Origin of the sequence: Brachybacterium sp. Z12, from assembly GCF_014400405.1 — a bacterium.
Lineage (GTDB): Bacteria > Actinomycetota > Actinomycetes > Actinomycetales > Dermabacteraceae > Brachybacterium.
In genome coordinates this window covers 2,119,062-2,141,323 of record NZ_CP060496.1, presented here as the reverse complement: position 1 = coordinate 2,141,323, position 22,262 = coordinate 2,119,062, and the positions used below count along the sequence as shown (strand labels likewise).

Annotated in this window: 23 protein-coding genes and 5 pseudogenes; 23 read left to right on the top strand and 5 right to left on the bottom strand. The window is 69.5% G+C overall.

The genetic code is table 11. The features are described 5' to 3' along the window. The 18 genes and pseudogenes from rpmE (at nucleotide 1) to H3H54_RS11260 (ending at nucleotide 12,513) form a co-directional block, all read left to right on the top strand. A complete protein-coding gene (gene rpmE, locus H3H54_RS11345; RefSeq protein ID WP_262426463.1) occupies nucleotides 1-210 on the top strand; it encodes a 50S ribosomal protein L31 in 210 nt (69 codons plus the stop codon). Nucleotides 211-304: 94 nt separating this feature from the next. Then, the gene (gene prfA / locus H3H54_RS11340) at nucleotides 305-1,441 is read left to right on the top strand and encodes a peptide chain release factor 1 (RefSeq protein WP_262423973.1); all 1,137 of its coding nucleotides are present in this window, start codon (nucleotides 305-307) and stop codon (nucleotides 1,439-1,441) included. Further along, the gene (locus H3H54_RS11335) at nucleotides 1,441-1,788 is read left to right on the top strand and encodes a hypothetical protein (protein WP_262423972.1); all 348 of its coding nucleotides are present in this window, start codon (nucleotides 1,441-1,443) and stop codon (nucleotides 1,786-1,788) included. The genes prfA and H3H54_RS11335 overlap by 1 nt, the downstream gene beginning before the upstream one ends. Next, nucleotides 1,758-2,132, top strand: a complete 375-nt coding sequence (locus H3H54_RS11330) for a methyltransferase (RefSeq protein WP_316249213.1) — start codon at nucleotides 1,758-1,760, stop codon at nucleotides 2,130-2,132. Before H3H54_RS11335 ends, H3H54_RS11330 begins: the two co-directional genes overlap by 31 nt. Before the next feature lie 34 nt (nucleotides 2,133-2,166). Continuing rightward, the gene (locus H3H54_RS11325; RefSeq protein WP_262423971.1) at nucleotides 2,167-2,343 is read left to right on the top strand and encodes a hypothetical protein; all 177 of its coding nucleotides are present in this window, start codon (nucleotides 2,167-2,169) and stop codon (nucleotides 2,341-2,343) included. Continuing rightward, on the top strand, nucleotides 2,340-3,278 hold the full coding sequence (locus tag H3H54_RS11320) for an L-threonylcarbamoyladenylate synthase (protein ID WP_262423970.1): 939 nt from the start codon (nucleotides 2,340-2,342) through the stop codon (nucleotides 3,276-3,278). The genes H3H54_RS11325 and H3H54_RS11320 overlap by 4 nt, the downstream gene beginning before the upstream one ends. Next, nucleotides 3,275-4,397: pseudogene (locus H3H54_RS11315) on the top strand (MraY family glycosyltransferase). The gene H3H54_RS11320 and the pseudogene H3H54_RS11315 overlap by 4 nt, the downstream one beginning before the upstream one ends. Next, on the top strand, nucleotides 4,381-4,872 hold the full coding sequence (locus H3H54_RS11310; RefSeq protein WP_262423969.1) for a hypothetical protein: 492 nt from the start codon (nucleotides 4,381-4,383) through the stop codon (nucleotides 4,870-4,872). The pseudogene H3H54_RS11315 and the gene H3H54_RS11310 overlap by 17 nt, the downstream one beginning before the upstream one ends. Before the next feature lie 148 nt (nucleotides 4,873-5,020). Beyond that, a complete protein-coding gene (locus H3H54_RS11305) occupies nucleotides 5,021-5,593 on the top strand; it encodes a F0F1 ATP synthase subunit A (RefSeq protein WP_262423968.1) in 573 nt (190 codons plus the stop codon). Between the two features lie 26 nt (nucleotides 5,594-5,619). Then, entirely contained in the window at nucleotides 5,620-5,874 is a 255-nt protein-coding gene (locus H3H54_RS11300; RefSeq protein ID WP_262423967.1) for a F0F1 ATP synthase subunit A, read from the top strand. A 101-nt stretch (nucleotides 5,875-5,975) separates the two neighbouring features. Next, the gene (gene atpE, locus H3H54_RS11295) at nucleotides 5,976-6,203 is read left to right on the top strand and encodes an ATP synthase F0 subunit C (protein WP_087485484.1); all 228 of its coding nucleotides are present in this window, start codon (nucleotides 5,976-5,978) and stop codon (nucleotides 6,201-6,203) included. 108 nt (nucleotides 6,204-6,311) lie between these two features. Further along, a complete protein-coding gene (locus H3H54_RS11290) occupies nucleotides 6,312-6,758 on the top strand; it encodes a F0F1 ATP synthase subunit B (protein ID WP_262423966.1) in 447 nt (148 codons plus the stop codon). Nucleotides 6,759-6,767: 9 nt separating this feature from the next. Further along, nucleotides 6,768-7,583: a F0F1 ATP synthase subunit delta gene (locus H3H54_RS11285; RefSeq protein ID WP_262423965.1), complete on the top strand. Its 816-nt coding sequence runs from the start codon at nucleotides 6,768-6,770 to the stop codon at nucleotides 7,581-7,583. Between the two features lie 79 nt (nucleotides 7,584-7,662). Beyond that, nucleotides 7,663-9,287: pseudogene (gene atpA, locus H3H54_RS11280) on the top strand (F0F1 ATP synthase subunit alpha). A gap of 70 nt (nucleotides 9,288-9,357) precedes the next feature. After that, a pseudogene (locus tag H3H54_RS11275) lies at nucleotides 9,358-10,271 on the top strand (F0F1 ATP synthase subunit gamma). A gap of 51 nt (nucleotides 10,272-10,322) precedes the next feature. After that, nucleotides 10,323-11,779, top strand: a pseudogene (gene atpD / locus H3H54_RS11270) (F0F1 ATP synthase subunit beta). Continuing rightward, the gene (locus tag H3H54_RS11265; RefSeq protein ID WP_262423964.1) at nucleotides 11,776-12,057 is read left to right on the top strand and encodes a F0F1 ATP synthase subunit epsilon; all 282 of its coding nucleotides are present in this window, start codon (nucleotides 11,776-11,778) and stop codon (nucleotides 12,055-12,057) included. Before atpD ends, H3H54_RS11265 begins: the two are co-directional and overlap by 4 nt. Nucleotides 12,058-12,072: 15 nt before the next feature. Beyond that, a complete protein-coding gene (locus H3H54_RS11260; RefSeq protein ID WP_262423963.1) occupies nucleotides 12,073-12,513 on the top strand; it encodes a DUF2550 domain-containing protein in 441 nt (146 codons plus the stop codon). Nucleotides 12,514-12,539: 26 nt separating this feature from the next. Here H3H54_RS11260 and H3H54_RS11255 read toward each other — a convergent pair whose 3' ends face one another. After that, nucleotides 12,540-13,769 (bottom strand): N-acetylglucosamine-6-phosphate deacetylase, encoded by a 1,230-nt coding sequence (locus H3H54_RS11255; RefSeq protein WP_262423962.1) that lies wholly within the window; start codon nucleotides 13,767-13,769, stop codon nucleotides 12,540-12,542. A 44-nt stretch (nucleotides 13,770-13,813) separates the two neighbouring features. Beyond that, a complete protein-coding gene (nucS, locus tag H3H54_RS11250; protein ID WP_262423961.1) occupies nucleotides 13,814-14,521 on the bottom strand; it encodes an endonuclease NucS in 708 nt (235 codons plus the stop codon). Between the two features lie 195 nt (nucleotides 14,522-14,716). Here nucS and H3H54_RS11245 point away from each other — a divergent pair, with 195 nt between their 5' ends. The 5 genes from H3H54_RS11245 to H3H54_RS11225 all read left to right on the top strand — a co-directional run bounded on the left by H3H54_RS11245 (nucleotide 14,717) and on the right by H3H54_RS11225 (nucleotide 17,801). Next, on the top strand, nucleotides 14,717-15,184 hold the full coding sequence (locus H3H54_RS11245; protein ID WP_262423960.1) for a hypothetical protein: 468 nt from the start codon (nucleotides 14,717-14,719) through the stop codon (nucleotides 15,182-15,184). Next, nucleotides 15,082-15,735, top strand: coding sequence for a hypothetical protein (locus H3H54_RS11240; RefSeq protein ID WP_262423959.1), 654 nt, complete (start codon nucleotides 15,082-15,084; stop codon nucleotides 15,733-15,735). Before H3H54_RS11245 ends, H3H54_RS11240 begins: the two co-directional genes overlap by 103 nt. Then, nucleotides 15,732-16,685, top strand: coding sequence for a hypothetical protein (locus tag H3H54_RS11235; RefSeq protein WP_262423958.1), 954 nt, complete (start codon nucleotides 15,732-15,734; stop codon nucleotides 16,683-16,685). The genes H3H54_RS11240 and H3H54_RS11235 overlap by 4 nt, the downstream gene beginning before the upstream one ends. Further along, the gene (locus tag H3H54_RS11230; RefSeq protein ID WP_262423957.1) at nucleotides 16,682-16,825 is read left to right on the top strand and encodes a hypothetical protein; all 144 of its coding nucleotides are present in this window, start codon (nucleotides 16,682-16,684) and stop codon (nucleotides 16,823-16,825) included. Before H3H54_RS11235 ends, H3H54_RS11230 begins: the two co-directional genes overlap by 4 nt. Before the next feature lie 73 nt (nucleotides 16,826-16,898). After that, complete coding sequence (locus tag H3H54_RS11225) at nucleotides 16,899-17,801, top strand: co-chaperone YbbN (protein WP_262423956.1); 903 nt, start codon at nucleotides 16,899-16,901, stop codon at nucleotides 17,799-17,801. A 129-nt stretch (nucleotides 17,802-17,930) separates the two neighbouring features. Here the strand turns inward: H3H54_RS11225 and glgB are convergent. The 3 genes and pseudogenes from glgB to H3H54_RS11210 all read right to left on the bottom strand — a co-directional run bounded on the left by glgB (nucleotide 17,931) and on the right by H3H54_RS11210 (nucleotide 22,234). Then, nucleotides 17,931-20,119: pseudogene (glgB, locus tag H3H54_RS11220) on the bottom strand (1,4-alpha-glucan branching protein GlgB). Nucleotides 20,120-20,207: 88 nt separating this feature from the next. After that, nucleotides 20,208-21,326, bottom strand: a complete 1,119-nt coding sequence (locus tag H3H54_RS11215) for a hypothetical protein (protein WP_262423955.1) — start codon at nucleotides 21,324-21,326, stop codon at nucleotides 20,208-20,210. Next, nucleotides 21,227-22,234 carry a maltotransferase domain-containing protein gene (locus tag H3H54_RS11210; protein ID WP_262423954.1) on the bottom strand — a complete coding sequence of 336 codons (1,008 nt, stop codon included), beginning with the start codon at nucleotides 22,232-22,234 and terminating at the stop codon, nucleotides 21,227-21,229. Before H3H54_RS11210 ends, H3H54_RS11215 begins: the two co-directional genes overlap by 100 nt. Between the last annotated feature and the right edge of the window lie 28 nt (nucleotides 22,235-22,262).

Genomic DNA, 22,262 nt, shown 5'->3' with positions numbered 1-22,262 from the left:
ATGAAGGCTGAGATCCACCCCGCATACGGCGAGACCCAGGTCACCTGCACCTGCGGCAACTCGTTCACCACCCGCAGCACCAAGAAGAACGGTGCGATCAGCACCGAGGTCTGCTCCGAGTGCCACCCCTTCTACACCGGCAAGCAGAAGATCCTGGACACGGGCGGCCGCGTCGCGCGCTTCCAGGCCCGCTACGGCAAGAAGAACTGATCGACGTCTCCGACGCCGGTGCACGCCTGCGGGCGTGCACCGGCGTCGTCGCATGTGAGGGCTCAAGGCCCGGCTCGCCGAGGAGGGAGCGCCGATGAGCGCGCACGACGAAGGTGACCGTCTCGCGCCGCTGCGCCTCGAGCACTCCCGGCTCCAGGAGTCGATGGCCGATCCTGCCCTGCACGACGACCCGGCCCGCGCACGGCGCGTGGGCCGCCGCTATGCGGAGCTGGAGAGCGTCCTCTCGGCCGCGGCCCGGCTGGACAGCACCGCCGCGGACCTCGAGACCGCACGCGAGCTGATGGAGCTGGACGACGAGGACGAGGAGCTCGCTGCCGAGACCGAGCAGCTCGCCGCCCGTCTGGCGAGCGAGCGCGAGCACCTCGATGACCTGCTCGCCCCTCGTGATCCCGACGACGCCCGGGACGTGATCCTCGAGATCAAGGCCGGCGCGGGAGGAGAGGAGTCCGCCCTCTTCGCCGCCGAGATGCTGCGCATGTACCGCGCCTACGCCGAATCCAAGGGCTGGCGCGTGGAGGTGCTGACCTCGGCCGAGTCCGATCTCGGCGGGCTCAAGGACATCACCGTCGCGATCGCGTCCCGCACCGTGAGCGGTCCCGGCGACGGCGTCTACGCCCACCTCAAGCACGAGGCTGGGGTGCACCGGGTCCAGCGCGTCCCGGTCACCGAGTCGCAGGGCCGGATCCACACCTCCGCCGTCGGCGTGCTGGTGCTCCCCGAGGCCGACGACACCGACGAATCGGAGCTGCTGGCCGAGGCCATGGCGCCCGCGAACCTCCGCATCGACGTGTTCCGTTCGAGCGGCCCCGGCGGCCAGAGCGTGAACACCACCGACTCCGCCGTGCGCATCACTCATCTCCCCACCGGGGTGGTCGTCTCCTGCCAGGACCAGAAGAGCCAGCTGCAGAACCGTGATCAGGCGATGCGGATCCTGCGCACCCGGCTGCTGGACGCACGCCGCGCCGAGCAGGAGGCGCAGTCCTCCGCGGCCCGCCGCTCACAGGTGCGCACCGTCGACCGCAGCGAGCGCATCCGCACCTACAACTTCCCCGAGTCCCGGGTCGCCGATCACCGGACCGGCTACAAGGCCGGCAACCTCTCCCAGGTCCTGGCCGGGGATCTCGAGGAGATGATCGCCTCCTCCCGGGATGCAGAACGCGCAGCACGTCTGACCGACGCCCAGGCCGGCACTCCGGAAGGAGCATCCTGATGCGCGATCCGGAGCTGCGCGATCGCCTGCGCGCCGCCCTGTCCGAGACCACGCAGCGGCTGGGAGCGGCCGGGCTCGCGTCGCCGAGCGTCGATGCCCGGGCCCTGATCGCCCGCGCCGCACGCACCGAGAGGCCGCTGGTGATGCTCGACGAGCTGCCTGCGGATTTCTCCGCCCGGCTCGAGGAGCTCACCACGCGCCGTGAGCAGCGCGAACCCCTGCAGCTGATCCTCGGGCGAGCCCCCTTCCGGCGACTCATGCTCGCGGTGCGGCCCGGGGTCTTCATCCCCGGCCCGAGACCGAGCTCGCGCTCGACCTGCTGCGCGAGCACAGCACCGGTGACCTAGCACAGGTGGTCGACCTCTGCGCGGGCAGCGGAGCCCTCGGCGCCGCGGTGCTCGACGAGCTCCCCGCATCGCGGGTGCTGTCCGTCGAGATCGACGCGGTGGCCGCGGAGCTCACCGCCGAGAACCTCGAGCTGGCCGGGCCCGGGCGCGGCCGGGTGCTGCAGGCGGACCTCATGGGGAGATCCCTGAGCTCGCCGCCGCCGCGCCGGTCGACGCCGTCCTGTCCAACCCTCCCTACATCCCGCCCGGCGCCGTGCCCCGGGATCCGGAGGTCATCGAGCACGATCCCCACCGCGCGCTGTTCGGCGGCGGCCAGGACGGACTCGAAGTGCCCCGCGCCGTGATCGCCTGGTCCGCCCGCCTGCTGCGGCCCGGGGAGTGCTGATCATGGAGCACGCCGATGTCCAGGGCGCGGCGGCTCGTGCCGCCGCCGCAGAGCACGGCGGCTTCGACCTGCTGACCACCGCCCCCGACCTGACCGGCCGCGATCGTTTTCTCATCGCGCGTCGTGCCCCGGAGGCCCCGACCCCCGGAAGTGAGAGACTGTCACGGTGAGCGTGCATGACACCCAGAACCCAGAGTCCCGCGAGGAAGCCCTCGCCGCCGCCGTCGATGCCGTGCGCGACGGCGAGCTGATCGTCCTGCCGACCGACACGGTCTACGGCATCGGCGCCGATGCGTTCACGCCGGATGCCGTCGAGGCCCTGCTCGAGGCCAAGGGGCGTGGCCGCGACACCCCGCCGCCCGTCCTGATCGGCGACCACGCCGTGCTGATGGCCCTCGCCGTGGAGCTCCCCGACTACGTCGAGGACCTCACCGAGGAGCTCTGGCCCGGGCCCCTCACCCTGATTCTCAACGCGCAGCCCTCGCTCACCTGGGACCTCGGGGACACCCGCGGCACGGTCGCGCTGCGGATGCCCGAGGACGAGGTCGCGCTCGAGCTGCTGCGCCGCACCGGCCCGCTCGCCGTCTCCAGCGCCAACCGCCACGGCAAGCCCGCGGCGCAGAGCGTCCTGGAGGCCGCCACTCAGCTCGGCGATTCCGTATCGATCTACCTCGACGGCGGACCAGCCCGCATCGGCGAGGGTTCCACCATCCTGGACACCACCGTCACCCCGGCGGAGATCGTCCGCCAGGGCTCTTTGTCCAAGGAACGCATCATCGAGGTGGTCGGGGACATCTTCACCGCACCCGAGCCGGAGCCCGAGGATGCGGAGGACGAGGAGAAGATCCTCGACGTCGCTGAGGCGAGCGAGGAGGAGGCCACCGACGAGGGCTCGGCCGACACCACCGCCGACACCACGACCGAGGCACAGCCAGATCAGGGCGCGGTCGCGTCGAACGGCTCCGTCCTCGACCTCCCGTCGGAGCCCGAGCAGCCCGCGTCGAGCGCTGAGCTGCCGCTCGCCGAGACCCCGCTGACAGGGGTCGGTGAGAGCGCGCCCGCGGACGTCGGGACGGAGGACGACTCGAAGAACACGCCCGGGTGAGGGTCTATCTCTTCCTCCTGCTGCTCGCCGCGGCGGTCGCCTACCTGGTGACTCCGGCGGTGCGGCTGCTGGCTCGCCGCGCGGGGGCGATGACAGCGGTGAGGGACCGGGACGTGCATGACGCGGTCACCCCGCGCCTGGGGGACTCGCGATGCTCGCAGGCGTCGCCTGCGCCCTGCTCGTGGCGAGCAACATCCCCTTCCTCGAAGGACTGTTCCGGGACTCCCGCCAGCCCTGGGCGATCCTGGCCGCCGCCGGCCTGGTGTGCTTGCTCGGTGCGGCCGACGACAAATGGGATCTGGACTGGGTCACCAAGCTCGCCGGGCAGGTGCTGGCCGCCGTGCTGCTGGCCTGGCAGGGGGTCAGCCTGGTGACGCCCCGATCAACGGCGTCACCGTGCTGTCCGGCCGCACCGCGCTGATCCTCACCGTGCTCGTGGTGGTGGTGAGCATGAACGCGGTGAACTTCGTCGACGGGCTCGACGGCCTCGCAGCCGGTGTGATGGCCATCGGCGGCTCGGCCTTCTTCTTCTACGCCTACACCCTCACCCGCAGCGCCTCCTCCACCGACTACTCCTCGCTGGCTGCGCTGCTCACCGCGGTGATGATCGGGGCCTGTCTGGGTTTCCTGCCGCACAACCTCACCCGGGCCCGCATCTTCATGGGCGATTCCGGTTCGATGCTGCTCGGGCTGCTCCTGGCCGCGAGCACGATCGCGGTGACCGGACAGGTCGACCCCGGCCGGCTCTCGGGTGCGGACTTCTTCGGCCAGTTCCTGCCGATCCTGCTGCCGATCGGGGTGATGGTGATCCCGTTCCTCGATTTCGCCCTCGCCGTGGTCCGGCGCATCGGCTCCGGCAAGTCGCCGTTCCACGCCGACAAGGCGCACCTGCACCACCGGCTCCTCAGCCTCGGCCACAGCAAGCGCACGGCCGTGCTGATCATGTACACCTGGACCGTTGTCATCTCCGTAGGGATGCTGCTCCCGCTGGTGCTCTCGATGCGTGCCGTCGTGCTCTTCTGGGTGATCGGCCTGCTGATCGCCGTCCTGCTCACCTTCGACCCCCTCAGATGGCGCTCCGGCCGTCACCGGAAGGAATCCGATGTCCTCTCAGCCTGAGACCCCCGTCTCGCCCCGCAAGGTTCGACGCGCCGCGGGCGACCGTGCCATGCAGCGCGCCACGCTGCTCGCCCTCGTGGTGGGCGCGGCCCTGGCCGCGGTGGTCGTCGTCATCGCAGCTTCGCGCCCCGAACCCGCAGCCTTCTGGGGCGCCCTGGTCGGCTCCGCGCTCACCCTCGTGATGGTGCTGCCGACGGTCGGCATCACCTTCCTGGGGAAGCGGCTGACTCCAGTCTCGATGGCCGCGACCGTGCTCGGCAGCTGGGCCGTCAAGATGTTCATTGTGATCCTCGTCCTGATCGCCGTGAGGGACCTCGAGAGCATCTCCATGCCGTGGATCGGGCTCGCACTGCTGGTCGGCGCAGTCTCCGCGGTTCTCGTCGAGGCCGTGCTGCTGGCCCGCGCCCGCCAGCCCCTCGATGTCGAGCCCCATCAGAGCGCTGAGGAGGAGCAGGGCACAGCCTCCGGAGCATGAGTCTCTGTTATGCTTCCGGAGGCGCTCGACCGCTGATCACGGCACATAACCGTGAGTGAGACGAGCGCTGATCGACCACCCGGGAACGCCATGGCGTCGTCCATCGCCGTACGCACGGTGGCCGCACCGCGAGTGAGCTCGATCTGGCATGACCATCCAGGCCGTCCCCGACGGTCGAACGAACCTGGGAGATCGAGCTGAACACCGCAGACCTCAGTCCCGCACTCTATGCAGAGGACTCCTTCTTCCATATCCCCACGCTGGGGAGTTCTTCCCGGAAGCGCTCCTCTTCGAGGGGACCTGGTTCGAGTTCAACCGCGTCCAGCTGGTGCGACTCATCGTCCTCGCCGTCGTGCTGATCGCCATGTGCATCATCGCCTCGCGGGCCAAGCTGGTCCCCGGCCGCGTGCAGAGCGTCATCGAGCTGGTCATCGACTTCGTGAACAACAACATCATCGCGAACACGCTCGGCCTCAAGGATGGCAAGCGCTTCGCCCCGATGCTGATCACGATGTTCTTCTTCATCCTGTCGATGAACCTGGCCGGCGTGATCCCCGGCCTGAACCTCGCCGGCACCTCCGTGATCGGCCTGCCGCTCCTGCTGGCGCTGTGGACCTTCGTCACCTACGTCGGTGCAGGCATCAAGAAGCACGGCTTCCTCGGCTATCTCAAGTCCGAGACGATGCCCCCGGGATCCCGTGGCCGATCTACATCCTGCTGATCCCGATCGAGCTGCTGCAGGTCGTCGTGATCCGCTGGGCCTCGCTCACGATCCGACTGCTCGCGAACATGGTCGCCGGCCACATGATGATCGTCGTGTTCATCGGCATGACCCACGCGTTGCTGTTCTCCGGCGACTGGCTGATCGCGATCAGCCCCTTCGCCGGCGCGATGGCCATCGGCATCTACGGCTTCGAGATCTTCGTCGGTGCGCTGCAGGCCTTCATCTTCACGATGCTGACCGCCGTGTACATCCAGCTCGCCACGAGCGACGAACACTGACCCCCGCCTCAACCGGGCGGCCAGTGCGCCGTCCCTGAGCGGTTCCCCCTGACCCAAGACCTGATCGTCGCCCCCACGCGGCACAACGAAAGGAAACCCCCATGGAGCCCACGATCCTCGCTGAGGTGTCCGGCAACATCGCGACCATCGGCTACGGCCTCGCAGCGATCGGCCCGGGCATCGGCCTCGGCATCCTGGTCGGTAAGACCGCAGAGGCACAGGCTCGTCAGCCCGAGATGCGCTCGCAGCTGCAGACCACCATGCTGATCGGCGTCGCCTTCACCGAGATCCTCGCGCTGCTGGCGATCGTCACCGGCCTGATCTTCTGAGGCAGAGCAGATGATTCTGGCAGAAGCAGGGGAGAAGTCCCCGGTTGGCGGCTGCTCATCCCGCTCCCTCAGGAGATCGTCTGGTCGGCGATCTTCCTGCTGATCTTCGTGCTTGTCTTCACGAAGTTCGTGCTCCCGCGCATGAACGCCGTGCTGGACGAGCGCTCCGAGAAGATCGAGGGCGGCATCCGCAACGCGGAGAAGGTCCAGGAGCAGGTGGACCAGCTCAAGAGCGATCAGGAGCAGGAGCTCGCTGCCGCACGGCAGGAAGCCGCTTCGATCCGCGAGAAGGCCCGCACCGACGGTCAGAAGATCGTCGACGAGGCCCGTACCCGTGCCGAGGGCGAGAACGAGCGTGTGCTCGCCTCCGGTCGTCAGCAGCTGAGCGCCGAGCGGATCGCCGCCTCGACCGAGCTGCGTGGGGAGGTCGGGACGCTCGCGAGCGACCTGGCGTCCAAGATCGTCGGCGAGTCCCTCACCGACGATGAGCGCTCACGCCGAGTGATCGACCGGTTCCTGGACGACCTCGAGTCGAACCAGACCACCACCCGATAAGGAACCGTGATGCGAGGAACCTCCTCCACCTCCTTCGCCGAGGTGCTCCGGCTGACCGAGGCCGCCTTCGCCGGCGACCGCACTGCGCTGGAGCCCGCTGCCCAGGAGCTGTTCTCGGTGGCCGACGCCATCGACTCCAGCAACCAGCTCGTCCGCACGCTCTCCGATCCCGGCCGCCCGGCCGAGGTCAAGGAGGCCACCGTGCGCTCGCTGTTCGCCGACCGTGTCGGTTCGCAGACCCTCGAGGCGAGCCTCGAGATCATGCGACGCCGCTGGTCCGAGCAGGAGGACATCCTCGATGCCCTCGAGCTGCTGGGCGTCACCGCCCTGCTGGAGCAGGCGCAGTCCGAGGGTGTCCTCGAACAGGTCGAGGCGGAGCTGTTCGACGTCTCCCACCTGATCGACGACAGCGGTGAGCTCACCGTCGCCCTCGACGGCTCACGGGAGGATCCCTCGCAGCGCGCGATCATTCTGCGCACTCTGCTGGACGGCCGCGTCCACCGGCTCAGCGTCGCGCTCGCGGCTCGGGCTGTCGGACGGCGCATCGACACCAAGCCGGCCCGGCGGGTGGAGGAGTTCGCTCGCTTCGCCTCCGATCGTCGTCGGCGTGCCTTCGCCTCGGTCTCGAGCGCAGTTCCGCTCAACGAGGCGCAGCAAGCCCGACTCGGTGCTGTCCTGGCCGGTATCTACGGCCGAGAGGTCCAGATGAACCTCCAGGTCGACCCCGACGTCGTGGGTGGGCTTCGGATCCAGGTCGGCGACGACCTCTATGACGCCACCGTGCTGGCCCGGCTCTCGCGAGCCCGGTCGCAGCTCGTGGCCTGACTCACCCGACGCCCCGGCGTCCCCAGCATTGTTCAGACCATCCCCGTGACGGGGAGACCGAGAGGAAGCGAAGCAGCAGATGGCGGAGCTCACGATCAGCCCGGAGGAGATCCGGAACGCCCTGGACACTGCGGTGTCCACTTACCAGGCAGGCGCCACCGAGCGCGAGGAGATCGGCCGTGTCAGCGAGGCCGCTGACGGCATCGCACGCGTCGAGGGCCTGCCGAATGTCATGGCCAACGAGCTGGTCCGCTTCGAGGACGGCACTCTCGGCCTCGCCCTGAACCTCGAGCTGCGCGAGATCGGCGTCGTGGTGCTCGGCGAGTTCTCCGGCATCGAGGAGGGCCAGCAGGTCCGCCGCACCGGCCAGGTGCTCTCCGTGCCCGTCGGTGACGGCTACCTCGGCCGCGTGGTCGACCCGGTCGGCGCCCCATCGACGGCCTCGGCGAGATCGAGACCGTGGGCCGCCGCGCCCTCGAGCTGCAGGCGCCCGGCGTCATGCAGCGCAAGGCGGTCAAGGAGCCCCTGCAGACGGGTCTCAAGGCCATCGACGCGATGACCCCGATCGGCCGCGGCCAGCGCCAGCTGATCATCGGCGACCGCCAGACGGGCAAGACTGCTATCGGGATCGACACGATCCTGAACCAGAAGGCCAACTGGGAGTCCGGCGACCCCGACAAGCAGGTGCGCTGCATCTACGTCGCGGTCGGCCAGAAGGGCTCGACCATCGCCTCGGTGCGCGCGACGCTCGAGGAGAACGGCGCGATGGAGTACACCACCATCGTCGCCGCCCCGGCCTCCGATCCGGCCGGCTTCAAGTACATCGCGCCCTACACCGGCTCGGCGATCGGCCAGCACTGGATGTACGAGGGCAAGCACGTCCTGATCATCTTCGATGACCTCTCGAAGCAGGCAGAGGCCTACCGCGCCGTGTCGCTGCTGCTGCGCCGCCCGCCGGGCCGTGAGGCCTACCCGGGTGACGTCTTCTACCTGCACTCGCGTCTGCTCGAGCGTTGCGCGAAGCTCTCGGACGAGCTGGGCGGCGGTTCGATGACCGGCCTGCCGATCATCGAGACCAAGGCCAACGACGTCTCGGCATACATCCCGACCAACGTCATCTCGATCACGGACGGTCAGTGCTTCCTGCAGTCTGACCTGTTCAACTCGAACCAGCGCCCCGCGGTCGACGTCGGCATCTCGGTGTCTCGCGTCGGCGGCTCCGCCCAGACCAAGGCCATGAAGTCCGTCTCGGGCACGCTGAAGATCGATCTCGCCCAGTTCCGCGACCTCGAGTCCTTCGCGATGTTCGCCTCCGACCTGGATGCCGCCTCGAAGCAGCAGCTGAGCCGTGGCGCCCGCCTGATGGAGCTGCTCAAGCAGTCCCAGTACTCCCCGTTCCCGATGGAGGAGCAGGTCGTCTCCATCTGGGCCGGTACCAAGGGTAAGTTCGACGACGTCGAGGTCGAGGACGTCCGCGACTTCGAGGCCCAGCTTCTCGAGCACCTGCGCCACAACGGCGGCGTGCTCGAGGCGATCCGCACCACCGGCAAGTTCGAGTCCTCGACCGAGGAGGAGCTCTCGAGCATCCTCGATCAGGTCAAGCAGGACTTCCTCGCCGGCAAGGGGCAGGGCGCCGCCCGCAGCGACGAGAGCGGCCGTATGGACGCCGGTCAGATCGAGCAGGAGCAGATCGTCCGCGGCTGATGCGAGATGCCGCCGCCCTCCGGGGCGGCGGCTCCCGCCGAGGACGCATCCACGCCGCACGAGGAGAGACATGGGAGCCCAGCAGAGGGTATACAAGCAGAAGATCCGTTCGTCCCAGGGGATGAAGAAGATCTTCAAGGCCAAGGAGATGGTCGCGGCCTCGCGCATCGCCAAGGCGCACGCCCGGGTGATGGCGACGACGCCGTACGCCGATGCGCTCACCCGCGCCATCGGCTCGGTCGCCACCCACTCCGACGAGATCAAGCACCCGTTCCTGGACAGCTCGCGGAAGCAGACCGGCCGTGCCGGGGTCCTCATGGTCACCGCGGACCGCGGCATGACGGGCCCGTACTCGCACAACGTGATCCGTGCTGCCGAGCAGCTCGCGAACACGTTGCGCGACGAGGGCAAGGAGCCGGTGATGTACGTGATCGGCAGCAAGGGCGAGTCCTACTACCGATTCCGCAACCGCCCCCGCACCGGGCGTGGACCCCGTACAAGGAGAACGAGCTGCCGGATCTCGGCCGCGAGGTCTCCGGGGTGCTCACCGCCGATCTCCTCTCCGAGGATCCCGAGGTGCACCTCGATGAGCTGTACGTGGTCAGCACTCGCTTCGAGTCGCGCTTCCTCCAGCACACCACGTCCGTCCGGATGGTGCCGATGGGTCTGGTGGAGGCCGAGGCCGGCCATGCCCAGCCGACGTACCCGCTGTACGAATTCACCCCCGACGCCGACACGGTCGTCGAGGAGCTCATGCCGCGGTACATCGAGTCCCGCATCATCAACATCCTGCTGCAGGCGATGGCCTCCGAGCACGCTTCCACGCAGCGCGCGATGAAGACCGCCACCGACAACGCGGAGACCCAGATCGACAAGTTCACCCGGCTGGCGAACTCCGCCCGCCAGGCGGAGATCACCCAGGAGATCACGGAGATCGTCGGCGGCGCCGATGCTCTCTCGGGATCCGGCCGCACCGAACGCTGAGACCCTGGCCGACAGCGCCCTGCGCACCGGCCCGACATGGAGAGAACGCACATGACCACCACTGCCCCCGTTCCGACCGCGACCGCTACCGGGCGCGTCGCCCGCGTCACCGGCGCCGTCGTCGACATCGAGTTCCCCCGGGCAACATCCCGGAGCTCTACAACTCCCTCAGCATCGAGATCGAGGACACCGGCTCGGGCCTCGAGGCCTCGACCCTGACCCTCGAGACCGCCCAGCACCTCGGTGACGGCATGGTCCGCGCGATCGCGCTGAAGCCCACCGACGGTCTCGTGCGCGGCCAGGCCGTCACCGACTCCGGCGCCCCGATCTCGGTGCCCGTCGGCGATGCGACCCTCGGCACCGTCTTCGACGTGGTCGGCAACCCGCTGAACAAGCCGGCCGCCGAGCTCGAGGTCTCCGAGCGCTGGCCCATCCACCGCAAGGCCCCGAACTTCGATCAGCTCGAGTCCTCCACCACGATGTTCGAGACCGGCATCAAGTCGATCGACCTCCTCACCCCGTACGTCCAGGGCGGAAAGATCGGCCTGTTCGGCGGTGCGGGCGTCGGCAAGACGGTGCTCATCCAGGAGATGATCTACCGCGTGGCCAACAACCACGACGGCGTCTCCGTGTTCGCCGGCGTCGGCGAGCGCACCCGTGAGGGCTGGGACCTCATCGAGGAGATGACCGAGTCTGGCGTCATCGAGAAGACCGCACTGGTCTTCGGCCAGATGGACGAGCCGCCGGGCACCCGTCTGCGTGTGGCGCTGTCCGCACTGACCATGGCGGAGTACTTCCGCGATGAGCAGGCGCAGGATGTGCTGCTGTTCATCGACAACATCTTCCGCTTCACCCAGGCCGGCTCCGAGGTCTCCACGCTGCTGGGCCGTATGCCCTCGGCAGTGGGCTACCAGCCGAACCTGGCGGACGAGATGGGTGTGCTCCAGGAGCGCATCACCTCGACCCGCGGCCACTCGATCACCTCTATGCAGGCGATCTACGTCCCGGCGGACGACTACACCGACCCGGCCCCGGCGACCACCTTCGCCCACCTCGACGCCACCACGGAGCTCTCCCGTGAGATCGCCTCGCGCGGTCTGTACCCGGCGATCGACCCCCTGACCTCCACCTCGCGGATCCTGGACCCGCGCTATGTCGGTCAGGAGCACTACGACACCGCGGTGCGCGTGAAGCAGATCCTCCAGCGCAACAAGGAGCTGCAGGACATCATCGCGATGCTCGGCGTCGATGAGCTGTCCGAGGAGGACAAGGTCATCGTCTCGCGGGCGCGCCGCATCCAGCAGTTCCTCTCGCAGAACACCCACCTCGCCAAGCAGTTCACCGGCGTGGACGGCTCGGACGTCTCGATGCGGGACACCATCGAGGGCTTCAAGGGCATCTGCGACGGCGAGTTCGACCACATCACCGAGTCCGCCTTCTTCAATGTCGGCGGCATCGACATGGTGCTCGAGAACCAGCACCGCATCGACAAGGAGCTCGGCGCGTGAGTGCCCTCGAGGTCACCTTCGTCACCGCGGATCGCACTGTCTGGACCGGTCAGGCCGCGCAGGTGGTCGTGCCTGCCGTGGACGGCTCGATGGGCATCCTGCCGCAGATGCAGCCGACCTTGGCGATCCTCGGCACCGGATCGGTGCGGATCATCTCCCAGGACGGCCACGTCGAGGAGCTGTCCGTCGAGGGCGGCTTCGTCTCGGTGGACTCCGACGTCGTCACCATCGGGGTCGATGACGCGAAGCCCGTCGAGTCCGGCGACTCCCGGATCTGACCCGCACGCGCGACCATGAATGACCTGAGCATCCCGATCCTCATCCTGGGGATCGGGATGCTCTTCGTCGTGGTGGCGTTGCTCCTGGTGCTCCGCCCGCTGGTGGTCTCCCGCCGACGAGGTGCCTTCGAATGCACGCTGCAGCGTCGCGGCCTGGTGGGCGGAACCAGCTGGCAGCACGGGCTGATGCGGTTCGGCAATGATCGTCTGCGCTGGTTTCGGGCGTTCTCGCTGCGGGTCCGACCCGAGGTGGTGATCCGGCGCGTCGACCTCGTGGACGTCTCACGTCGTCGGTTGCCCGCCCAGGTCGAGGGCGGGGAGGACAGCTACCTGCTCGAGTTCAGCCTGCGGGGCGGGCGGGAGATCAGTGCGATCGTGGATCTGGTCTCCGGGGCCGCGCTCAACTCCTGGCTGGAGGCGGCGCCCACCGGGACGGTGCTCGGCGACGCCGACTGAGGACCGCCTGGCAGGACGGACCCTGGTCAGACCGTAACCGGTGCTCCCGCCCGCAGCACGCGCACCGCGGCGAGCTGCGCATCGACGAGCACCACATCTGCGCGCCGCCCTGCGGCGAGCGATCCGATCCGGTCCTCCATGCCCAGCACCGCAGCCGGGACCGAGGAGGCGGCACGCACCGCACGGACCAGGTCCACTCCCGCCTCGGTGACCGCGAAGCGGACCACGTCCAGCAGGTGCGCGGTGCCCCCGGCGATCGCGGCGGCGCCGGTGAGCGTCGCCACCCCTGCGTCCACCGTGACGTCGAGAGCTCCGAGCCGGTACTGGCCGTCGGGCATCCCCGCGGCGGCCATCGCGTCGGTCACCAGCACTACGTTCTCCTCGGCCGCGAGGGCGAAGACGTGCGCGACGGTGCGGGCATCGAGATGGACGCCGTCCGCGATCACCTCGACCACCAGGTCACCGCGGGCCGCGGCGTCCAGCGCGGCGAGCGCTGGCCCCGGGTCACGGTGATGGATCGGTCGCATCCCGTTGAACAGGTGGGTCGCGGTGGGTAGGGCGGACCGGCCGCGCTCCCGCCGCAGCTCGGCGACGGACAGCTCCACCGCATGGGTCATCTGCGAGCTGCTGCCGTCGGTGTGGCCGAGGGACGGCAGCGCCCCGACCTCGGCGAGAGCCTCGATCACGGCGTCGGCGTCCTCGGCCTCGGGGGCCACCGTCATCGTGGCCAGAGCGCCTCCGGCCAGCTCAGCGAGCTCGCGCACGAAGTCGGCGTCACCGCCGGTGATGTGCTCGGGGTTCTGGGCGCCCCGTCGCTCCACGGAGATGAACGGCCCTTCGAGATGGATCGCGGCGATCTCTCCGTCGGCCGCGAGCTGTGCGAGGTCCGCCACGCGGGAGCGCAGCGTCGCGGCGTCGGCGGTGACCAGGGAGGCGACCAGGCTGGTGGTGCCGTGGCGGCGGTGCTCCGCGACCGCGGTGAGCATGTCCTCGGTGCCGGTCGCGTCGGGGAACGAGGCTCCGCCGCCTCCGTGGCAGTGCAGGTCCACCAGGCCCGGGAGGATCATGCCGTCATGGGAGATCAGCTCGTCGGCCTGATGGGGCGGCGCCTGCGAGGCCGGCCCTGCCCAGATGATGTCCTCGCCGCTGATGAGCAGGAGCGCGTCGGGGACCAGTCCCTGCTCGAGCACAGCGCTGCCGCGCAGCGCCAGGTCAGCGGTGGGGGCGGGGGAGCGGAAGGGCTCGGCGGGGCTCATGGTCTCTCCTGGTCACGCGAGGGCCGCCGGGGCCGGCGGAGTGGTCAGAACAGGCGGGACTCGGCGTCGTCGATGCCGCGCAGGGCGTCGTAGTCCAGCGTCACGCAGTCGATGCCGCGGTCTTTCGCGAGCACGCGCGCCTGCGGCTTGATGGCCTGGGCGGCGAAGATCCCCCGCACGGGTGCCAGCAGCGGGTCCCGGTTGAGGAGCTCGAGATAGCGGGTCAGCTGCTCGACGCCGTCGATCTCCCCGCGGCGCTTGATCTCGATCGCGACCGATCCGCCCTCTTCGTCCCGGGCGAGGATGTCCACGGGCCCGATGGCGGTGAAGTACTCGCGCCGCACCAGGGACCAGCCGTCGCCCAGGGTCTCGATGTTGTCCGCGAGCAGCGCCTGGAGATGCGCTTCGACCCCGTCCTTCTGCAGGCCGGGATCCACGCCGAGCTCATGGGAGGAGTCCTCGAAGACCTCGTGCAGGCGCACCCGCAGGCGGTCCCCGGACTTGTCATGGACCACATCCCACTGCTCGATCCAGTCTCCTTCGGGATCGGCCGCGGCCTCGTCATCACTGCGACGCGAGGTCGACAGCGTGCACGGAGGGGTCATCCAGTTCAGGGGCTTGTAGCTGCCACCATCGGAATGGATGAGCACGCTGCCGTCGGCTTTGATGATCAGCAGCCGAGGGGCCAGCGGGAGATGGGCGGTGAGCCGACCGGTGTAGTCGACAGAGCAACGGGCAACGACGAGACGCACCAGGCCAGGGTACGGCACCGGGCCCGCTGGGGCTGTCCCGGGCTGCGGGATGAGAGGACGATGAGGCGTTCATGAGAAGCGCTTTACCCAGGTGCAGATGCTCACTCGGCACTGTTCTGGAACCGGAGTCGCTCGTATCGTGGGCAGGTCCGCACGTCCGGGTCGAGCCCGGGCCCCCTGAAGGAGCTTCCTACCGTGCAACGACCGCTGGCAGTCCTGCTGGTCCTGATCGGAGTCATCGGACTCGTGCTGGGCCGCCTGGGTGAGACCACCTGGGCTCCCGAGACCGAGACCACGGCCGCGGTCGACCTCGCCGATCCCGGCTCCGCTGTGGTCATCGACCCGGGAGTGCTCTACGTGGGCGCTGAAGAGGGAGAGGTCGTCATCGAGGGCGCCTCCGACGTCTCCGTGATCACCGCGGCGAACGGTGACATCGACGCCTACCTCGAGGACGTGCGGCACACCCGGATCACCGGCGCCAGCGACTGGACCACCCTCAGCACGCAGGAGGTCAACCCCGATGGCGCTGAGGAGCTGGCCTCGCCCACCTCTTCGGACCTGTGGCGCTCCGTCGAGACGCAGCCCAGCCCCTACCGTCTCGACGTCTCGGAGTTCCGGGCGGGGAGCATGGTGACAACGCCCAGCCCTACCGCGCGATTCTGATCGTCACCGACGGCACCGAGCCCGGTGCGGACTCGATCTCGATCACCTGGCCGGTCGATGCCGAGAACGAATGGGTCCCCTTCGCCTATGCGGGCGGTGCCGCGATCGCGGTCATCGGGCTGGTGCTGCTGGTGGTCTCCCTCGGCGGCCGTCGACACGACGAGGACGAGGACAGCCTGGAGACGGACGCCCAGCACGAGCCCGCACCCCAGCCGGCCGGCGCCTTCGCTGTCACCGACACCGACACCGACACCGAGCTCGAGACCGGGGCCGAGCCCGTGGGCGCCACGGCCGCCGACATGCAGGAGCCGGCTCCGGCCCAGGACGACCTCGACGGACTGTCCACCCCGGCCGGGCCGCCGGAGCGGGAGGAGAACGTCTGGTCGTTCGGCGAGCAGACCGCCTCCGAAGCGGACGCGGAGGAGCCCGCCCTCGACGAGGGAACGGCGCACGAGGCCGGCGCCGAGCAGGAGAGCGCCCCCGAGGACGAGCCCGATGAGGATGCGGGCGGACCGGTCCGTCTCTTCGGGAACGATGAGGAACGCCGATGACCCGCCACGACCTGCGCCGCGCGGCGCGGAAGGACACCATCATGAAGAGCGGACCACTCGGCCGCCGCGGGCTCCTCCTGGGAGCCGGCACGCTCGTCACGAGCGGCGTCCTCGCCGCCTGCAGCTCCGAGCCGGAGCCGCCGCCCGCCCCGCCGCAGGGCAAGGCGCTCGACGCTCCGACCCCTGTGCAGACCTCCGAGCAGTTCTCCGCGATCGTGCCCGAGGTGAACGCCGCTGTCGCAGCGGCCGATGAAGCCCGCGACGCGGAGAAGCTCTCCCCGCGTGAGCGGCTCCGCCGCAGAATTCCGCACCTCCGCCTACGCGATGATCGAGAAGGCAGAGGAGTGGGCGGAGGATCTCAAGACCCCCGGAGCCGAGCTGATCGTCTCCATGACGTCGGTCTCCGAGGAGTTCCCGCGCGCAACGCGATCGCCCTGGTCGAGGACACCGTGGACGAGGGCGGGGTGCCTTACTTCCTCGCCCTCCAGCAGAGCGATGCGAAGACGCCCTACACGTCCTGGGGCTGGGCGCAGCAGGCCGTGGGCATCGAGATGCCGATGGTCGCCCACGAGCTCGTCGGCGCGGAGCAGGTGACCGTCGAGAGCGACGGGCTGGTGATGACCCCCGCCGAGGCGCTCGCGCTGTACGCGAAGGTGCTCACCGATGGCGACGCCTCCGATCCGGACGATCTGCTCGCCCCGAACCCCTTCCAGACCGGCACCCATGAGCGGATCCAGACCGAGCGCACGGAGCTCAACGCGGGAGTCGAGTGGGATGAGGCCGCGACTGTGCGCGAGACCTACACGGTCGACGACAGCGAATTCGCCGGTCTGCGCACGGACGACGGCGGTGCGCTCGTGATGGCCACGCTGCGTTCCAGCCGCAAGGTCTCCATCAAGGACGGCGCCACCATGCGCGCTACGCGGAGGACAACAAGTACACCAAGGTGATCGGGAAGAAGGAGTTCACCTCCGAGTACGTCCGCACCTTCGGAACGCACATCGCGCTCTACATCCCGGCGAAGGATGTCGGGGGCCAGGTCCAGCCGATCGGCGCCACGCAGACGGCGCTGGACGCCAGCGGCGAGTGAGGACCGGCTCAGCGCATCCTCGGCCCGACTCCTTAGACTGAGCACGTCCCGCAGTCATCGAAGGAGTTCACCTGTGACCGATCCGTACGGAATCATCGATCTGGCCGCCCTGAAGCAGCCCGCCGGCGGTCCTGCCGCGGGTGCCCCAGTCGGCTCCGGCACCCCGTCCGCGCACGAGGTCGCCGTCACCGAGCAGGGCCTCGAGCAGCTGATCGCCGACTCCCAGCAGGTCCCCACCCTGCTGCTGGTCACCAGCGCCCGTGTGACCGAGGGCGAGCAGTTCCTCGCCTCGCTGCGCCGCGCCGTCGACGCGCAGAGCGGGGCGCTCCGCCTCGCGATCGTCGACGCCGACACCCAGCAGCGGGTCGCCACCGCCCTGCGCGTCCAGCAGCTGCCCACCCTGCTGCTTCTGATCCAGGGGCAGATCCAGCCGATCGTGCAGTCCGTCCTGCCCGACGCCGAGATCGAGAGCCTCGTCACCCAGGTGCTCGAGGTGGCGCGTCAGCAGGGCATGGAGGTCGTCGGCGGTGAGGGCGAGCAGCAGGCTCCGCCCGAGGAGCCGCTGCCGCCGCTGATCGCCGAGGCGTACGCGGCGATCGAGACGGGCGATCTCGATGCCGCCGTCGCTGCGTACGAGAAGCAGCTGCAGGAGGCGCCCGCCGATGCCGAGGCGAAGGCGGGGCTGGCGACCGTGAACCTCATGCGACGCACGCAGGATGCTGAGCTCGCCGCCTCCCGTGATGCCGCCGCGCAGCGCCCCGACGATCTCGACGCCCAGCTGTTGGTCGCCGACCTCGACATGCTCGGCGGCCACGTCGACGACGCCTTCGCCCGTCTCCTGGACCTGCTGCGCGGCGCCGACCAGGAGACCAAGGACGCGGTGCGGGCACGGCTGCTGGACCTCTTCGAGGTCGCCGGCCCGGCCGACCCACGCGTCGCCCCGGCCCGCAAGCGCCTGGCGAATCTCCTGTTCTGACTTCAGACCTGTTCTGACTTCCGACCAGGCCGGGCCGATGCCCGCCTCCGCACGCTGACAGAGCATGAGCGCGCGGCGTCCACCTGCGGACGCCGCGCGCTCATGTGTTCGCGGACGGGGGAGGAGCGCTCAGCCTTCGCGCAGCCGCTCGGGGACGAGCACCACCGCGCCCAGCGGCGGCACCGAGAGCCTCACCGAGTGCTCCCGGCCGTGCTGGGGCAGCGCCTCGGCGTGCACCCGGCCGAGGTTGCCGACGCCACCGCCGCCGTACACGGGCGCATCGGAGTTGAGCACCTCGAGCCACGCACCGCCTTCGGGCAGCGGGATCCGGTACTCATGCCAGGGCTGGGCCGAGAAGTTCAGCACCACGACCACCGGGTCGCCGGCCTCGTCGCGCCGCGCGAAGGACATCGAGTTGTGTGCCGCGTCGTCCCCGATCAGCCACTCGAAGCCACCCGGGTCCTGGTCACGCTGGTAGAGCGCGGGGAACTCCGCCTGGAGGGCGTTGAGGTCCCGCACCAGCTGCTGGGCCCCGCGGTGCAGGGGGTACTCCAGCAGCCACCAGGGCAGCCCCGCCTGCTCCGCCCACTCGGTGCCCTGGGCGAACTCGATGCCCATGAACACCAGCTGCTTGCCCGGATGGGTCCACTGGAAGGCGAGGTAGGCGCGGAGCGTCGCCGCCTGCTGCCAGTCATCTCCGGGAGCCTTGCGCAGCAGGGAGCCCTTGCCGTGCACGACCTCGTCGTGGCTCAGCGGGAGGATGAAGTTCTCGGAGTACTGGTACACCATCGAGAACGTCATCTCGCCGTGGTGGTGCTGACGGTGCACGGGGTCCTCGCCGAGGTACTCGAGGGTGTCGTGCATCCACCCCATGTTCCATTTGAAGCCGAAGCCCAGCCCACCGGTGTCGGTGGGACGGGTGACCCCGGGGAACGAGGTGGATTCCTCCGCGATCATCACGATGCCCGGGGCGCGCTTGTACGCCGTCGCGGTGGTCTCCTGGAGGAAGGCGATGTTCTCGAGGTCCTCACGACCGCCGTGGTGATTGGGCACCCACTGCCCGTCCTCGCGGGAGTAGTCGCGGTACAGCATCGAGGCGACCGCATCGACCCGCAGCCCGTCGACATGGAACTCCTCGAGCCAGTAGCAGGCGTTGGCCACCAGGAAGTTGCGTACTTCGTTCCGCCCGGTGTCGAAGATGTACGTGCCCCAGTCCGGGTGCTCCCCGCGGCGCGGGTCGGCGTGCTCGTACAGCGGGGTGCCGTCGAAGCGCCCCAGCGCCCACTCATCCTTCGGGAAGTGAGCGGGCACCCAGTCCAGGATCACGCCGATGCCGGCGCCGTGGAGCGTGTCGATGAGGTGGCGCAGCTCGTCGGGGTGCCCAGGCGTGAGGTGGGGGCGTAGTAGCCGGTCACCTGGTACCCCCAGGAACCGCCGAATGGGTGCTCTGCGACCGGCATGAACTCCACATGGGTGAAACCCATCTCGCCCACGTAATCGGTCAGCTCGGTCGCCAGCTCGCGGTAGCCCAGGCCCGGCCGCCAGCTGGCCAGGTGCACCTCGTAGATCGACATCCGGGAGGACACTGCGTCCTTCGCTGCGCGCTCGGCCAGCCAGTGATCGTCCGTCCACTCGAAGCTGCTGGTGGTGATCACGGACCCGGTGGCGGGCGGTACTTCGGCGAATCGCGCCATCGGATCGGCCTTGTCCCGCCAGACGCCGTCGGCGCCGAGGATCCGGTACTTGTAGGTCTCGCCGTCCCCGATCCCGGGGACGAAGACCTCCCAGACCCCGGAGGAGCCCAGGGAGCGCAGGGCATGCAGGCGCCCGTCCCAGCCGTTGAACGAGCCGATCACCTGCACGGCGCGGGCGTTCGGTGCCCAGACGGCGAAGGACGTCCCCTCGACCGCGTCCGCTCCCTGGCTCTCACCACGGAGGACGCGCACATGCGAGCCCAGCGCCTGCCACAGCTCCTCGTGCCTTCCCTCCCGGATGAGGTGCAGATCCAGCTCGCCGATCGTGGGCAGGAAGCGGTAGGGCTCCTCGAGCTCGACCGGCTCAGCACCCTCCGTCCAGGTCACACGGAGGCGATGGGCGGGGAGCTCGGCCTGCGGCAGCGAGACCACCCAGATGCCGTCGTGCTCGTGCTCCATGGCGTGCGTGCTGCCGTCGGGCAGGAGCACGGAGACCTCGTGCGCGAGAGGCTTCAGGGTGCGCACCGTGGTCGCGCCCTCGTACTCATGGGCACCGAGCACCGAGTGGGGCTCGTGGTAGCTGCCCGTCGCGGTGGCGCCGAGCTCATGCTCTCCCAGAGGCATCACCGGGCTCGCAGGTCTGGCGGCACCGCGGCCGGGGGCGGCTCCGGTCGTGGAGGGGGTCGCGGCACGGTCGGGAGTCTTGGTCATCTCAGGTCTCCTCGGGGTGGATGATGCGCAGGATGTGTGCGGGCCTGTCGACCGCGCTGAGGATCACGTAGGGATCGCGGTCCCAGCGGAACCGTTCGCCGGTCAGCAGATCCTCGACCTCGAAGGACTCGCCCACGCCGAGCGCATCGAGATCCAGGTGCAGGGTGGTCGAGGCGCCGCGGTCGTGCGCGGTCAGCGAGACCACCAGCACGGTGTCCGGGGCCCCGGTGCCGCTCGCGGCGGCGTCGAGATGTTTGGAGAAGACCAGCACCTGCTCGTCCTCGGCCTCGTGGAAGCGGATCGTGGTGAGGGTCTGCAGCGCGGGATGCTCGCGACGGATCCGGTTCAGGGTCCCCAGCAGCGGTTCGAGGCTCTCGCCCCGGGCGAGCGCCCCGGCGTGGTCACGAGGCTTGAACTCGTACTTCTCGTTGTCGATCTGCTCCTGCGCCCCGGGGCGCGGGACGTCCTCGACCAGCTCGTAGCCGTTGTAGATGCCCCAGGTGGGGACCAGGGTGGCGGCGAGTATCGCCCGCAGCACGAAGGCGTTGCGGCCGCCCGAGCTCATATAGGGCGTGAGGATGTCGTGCGTGGTGGGCCAGAAGCTCGGCCGCATGTACGGCGCGGCTTCGACGAGCTCCTCCAGATACTCCCGCAGCTCCGCCGCGCTCTCGCGCCAGGTGAAGTAGGTGTAGCTCTGGTGGTAGCCGATCTTGCCCAGGGTGTGCATCATCGTGGGCCGGGTGAAGGCCTCCGCCAGGAAGATCACCTCGGGGTGCTTCTCGGCGAACTCGGCCAGCAGCTCCTCCCAGAACCGCACCGGCTTGGTGTGGGGGTTGTCGACCCGGAACAGCGTCACGCCGTGCGCGACCCACAGCTCGAGCATGTCGCGGACCGCCGCGTACAAGCCCTCGTAGTCGGTGTCGAAGCTCAGCGGGTAGATGTCCTGGTACTTCTTCGGGGGATTCTCCGCGTAGGCGATGGTGCCGTCGGCCTGCACCACGAACCACTCGGGATGCTCCTTCACCCACGGATGGTCCGGCGAGCACTGCAGCGCGAGGTCCATCGCGACCTCGAGGTCGAGCTCCTTCGCGCGGGCCACGAAGGCATCGAAGTCCTCCATCGTGCCCAGCTCGGGATGGATCGCGTCATGGCCTCCCTCCGCCGCGCCGATCGCATAGGGGAGCCGGGATCGCCGGGCTGCGGGTCCAGGCTGTTGTTGCGGCCCTTGCGGAAGGTCGAGCCGATCGGATGGATCGGCGTGAGGTAGGCGACGTCGAACCCCATCGCAGCGATCCGGTCCAGGGACCGGGCGGCGGTGCGGAAAGTGCCGGAGGTCCAGCCGTGCTCGGGGTCGAAGGCAGCACCCTCGGAGCGGGGGAAGAACTCGTACCAGGAGCCGTACAGCGCACGTTGCCGCTCCACGACGAGCCGGTACGGGCCGGAGACGGTCACGCCCTCGCGCAGCGGGCGCTCTGTGAGGATGCCTCGCAGATCTGCTGCGAGCGCGGGCGCGATGCGGGAGGCGACGGGAAGCCCGGGGAGCGCAGGCTCGCCAGGGCGGCGCGGACCACGGGCCCGTCGGCGGCGGGGCGGGAGCCGTCTTCGATCTCGGCGAGCACCCGCTCGAGCACGAGGGGCGCCTTCGGCGCAGACCAGCTCGGAGTCGATCCCGGCGGGGATCTTCACCTCGGCGACGTGAGCCCAGGTGTCGTAGGGGGTGGAGAACGCCTCGATCCGGAAGCTCCAGCGTCCGGTCCGCTCGGGACGGATGGTGGTCTCCCAGCGGTCCAGACCGGGCTCGACGAGATCCAGGGCCTGCCGCTGCTCGGTGCCGTCGGGCGCGATCAGCACCAGCTGCACGCCCATCAGATCGTGCCCCTCGCGGAAGGCGTTGGCGCTGACCGTCACCGTCTCGCCTTCGACGCAGCGTGCGGGGAACCTCCCGCCGTCGACGACGGGCTGCACCGCCATGATCGGGATGCGGCCGATCCCGGCCCTCAGCCCCGTGCGGTCAGTGGTCTCGGACATGGCCTCTCCTGCCTGAGCGCTCGCGCGG

Coding starts and splice junctions, on each gene's coding strand:
- H3H54_RS11335 (WP_262423972.1), top strand. CDS start 1,441: ATGCGCGATCCGGAGCTGCGCGATCGCCTGCGCGCCGCCCTGTCCGAG.
- H3H54_RS11235 (WP_262423958.1), top strand. CDS start 15,732: ATGACCCGCCACGACCTGCGCCGCGCGGCGCGGAAGGACACCATCATG.
- prfA (WP_262423973.1), top strand. CDS start 305: ATGAGCGCGCACGACGAAGGTGACCGTCTCGCGCCGCTGCGCCTCGAG.
- H3H54_RS11210 (WP_262423954.1), bottom strand. CDS start 22,234: ATGTCCGAGACCACTGACCGCACGGGGCTGAGGGCCGGGATCGGCCGC.
- atpE (WP_087485484.1), top strand. CDS start 5,976: ATGGAGCCCACGATCCTCGCTGAGGTGTCCGGCAACATCGCGACCATC.
- H3H54_RS11255 (WP_262423962.1), bottom strand. CDS start 13,769: ATGAGCCCCGCCGAGCCCTTCCGCTCCCCCGCCCCCACCGCTGACCTG.
- H3H54_RS11260 (WP_262423963.1), top strand. CDS start 12,073: ATGAATGACCTGAGCATCCCGATCCTCATCCTGGGGATCGGGATGCTC.
- rpmE (WP_262426463.1), top strand. CDS start 1: ATGAAGGCTGAGATCCACCCCGCATACGGCGAGACCCAGGTCACCTGC.
- H3H54_RS11305 (WP_262423968.1), top strand. CDS start 5,021: ATGACCATCCAGGCCGTCCCCGACGGTCGAACGAACCTGGGAGATCGA.
- H3H54_RS11285 (WP_262423965.1), top strand. CDS start 6,768: ATGCGAGGAACCTCCTCCACCTCCTTCGCCGAGGTGCTCCGGCTGACC.
- H3H54_RS11215 (WP_262423955.1), bottom strand. CDS start 21,326: ATGGAGGACTTCGATGCCTTCGTGGCCCGCGCGAAGGAGCTCGACCTC.
- H3H54_RS11310 (WP_262423969.1), top strand. CDS start 4,381: ATGTCCTCTCAGCCTGAGACCCCCGTCTCGCCCCGCAAGGTTCGACGC.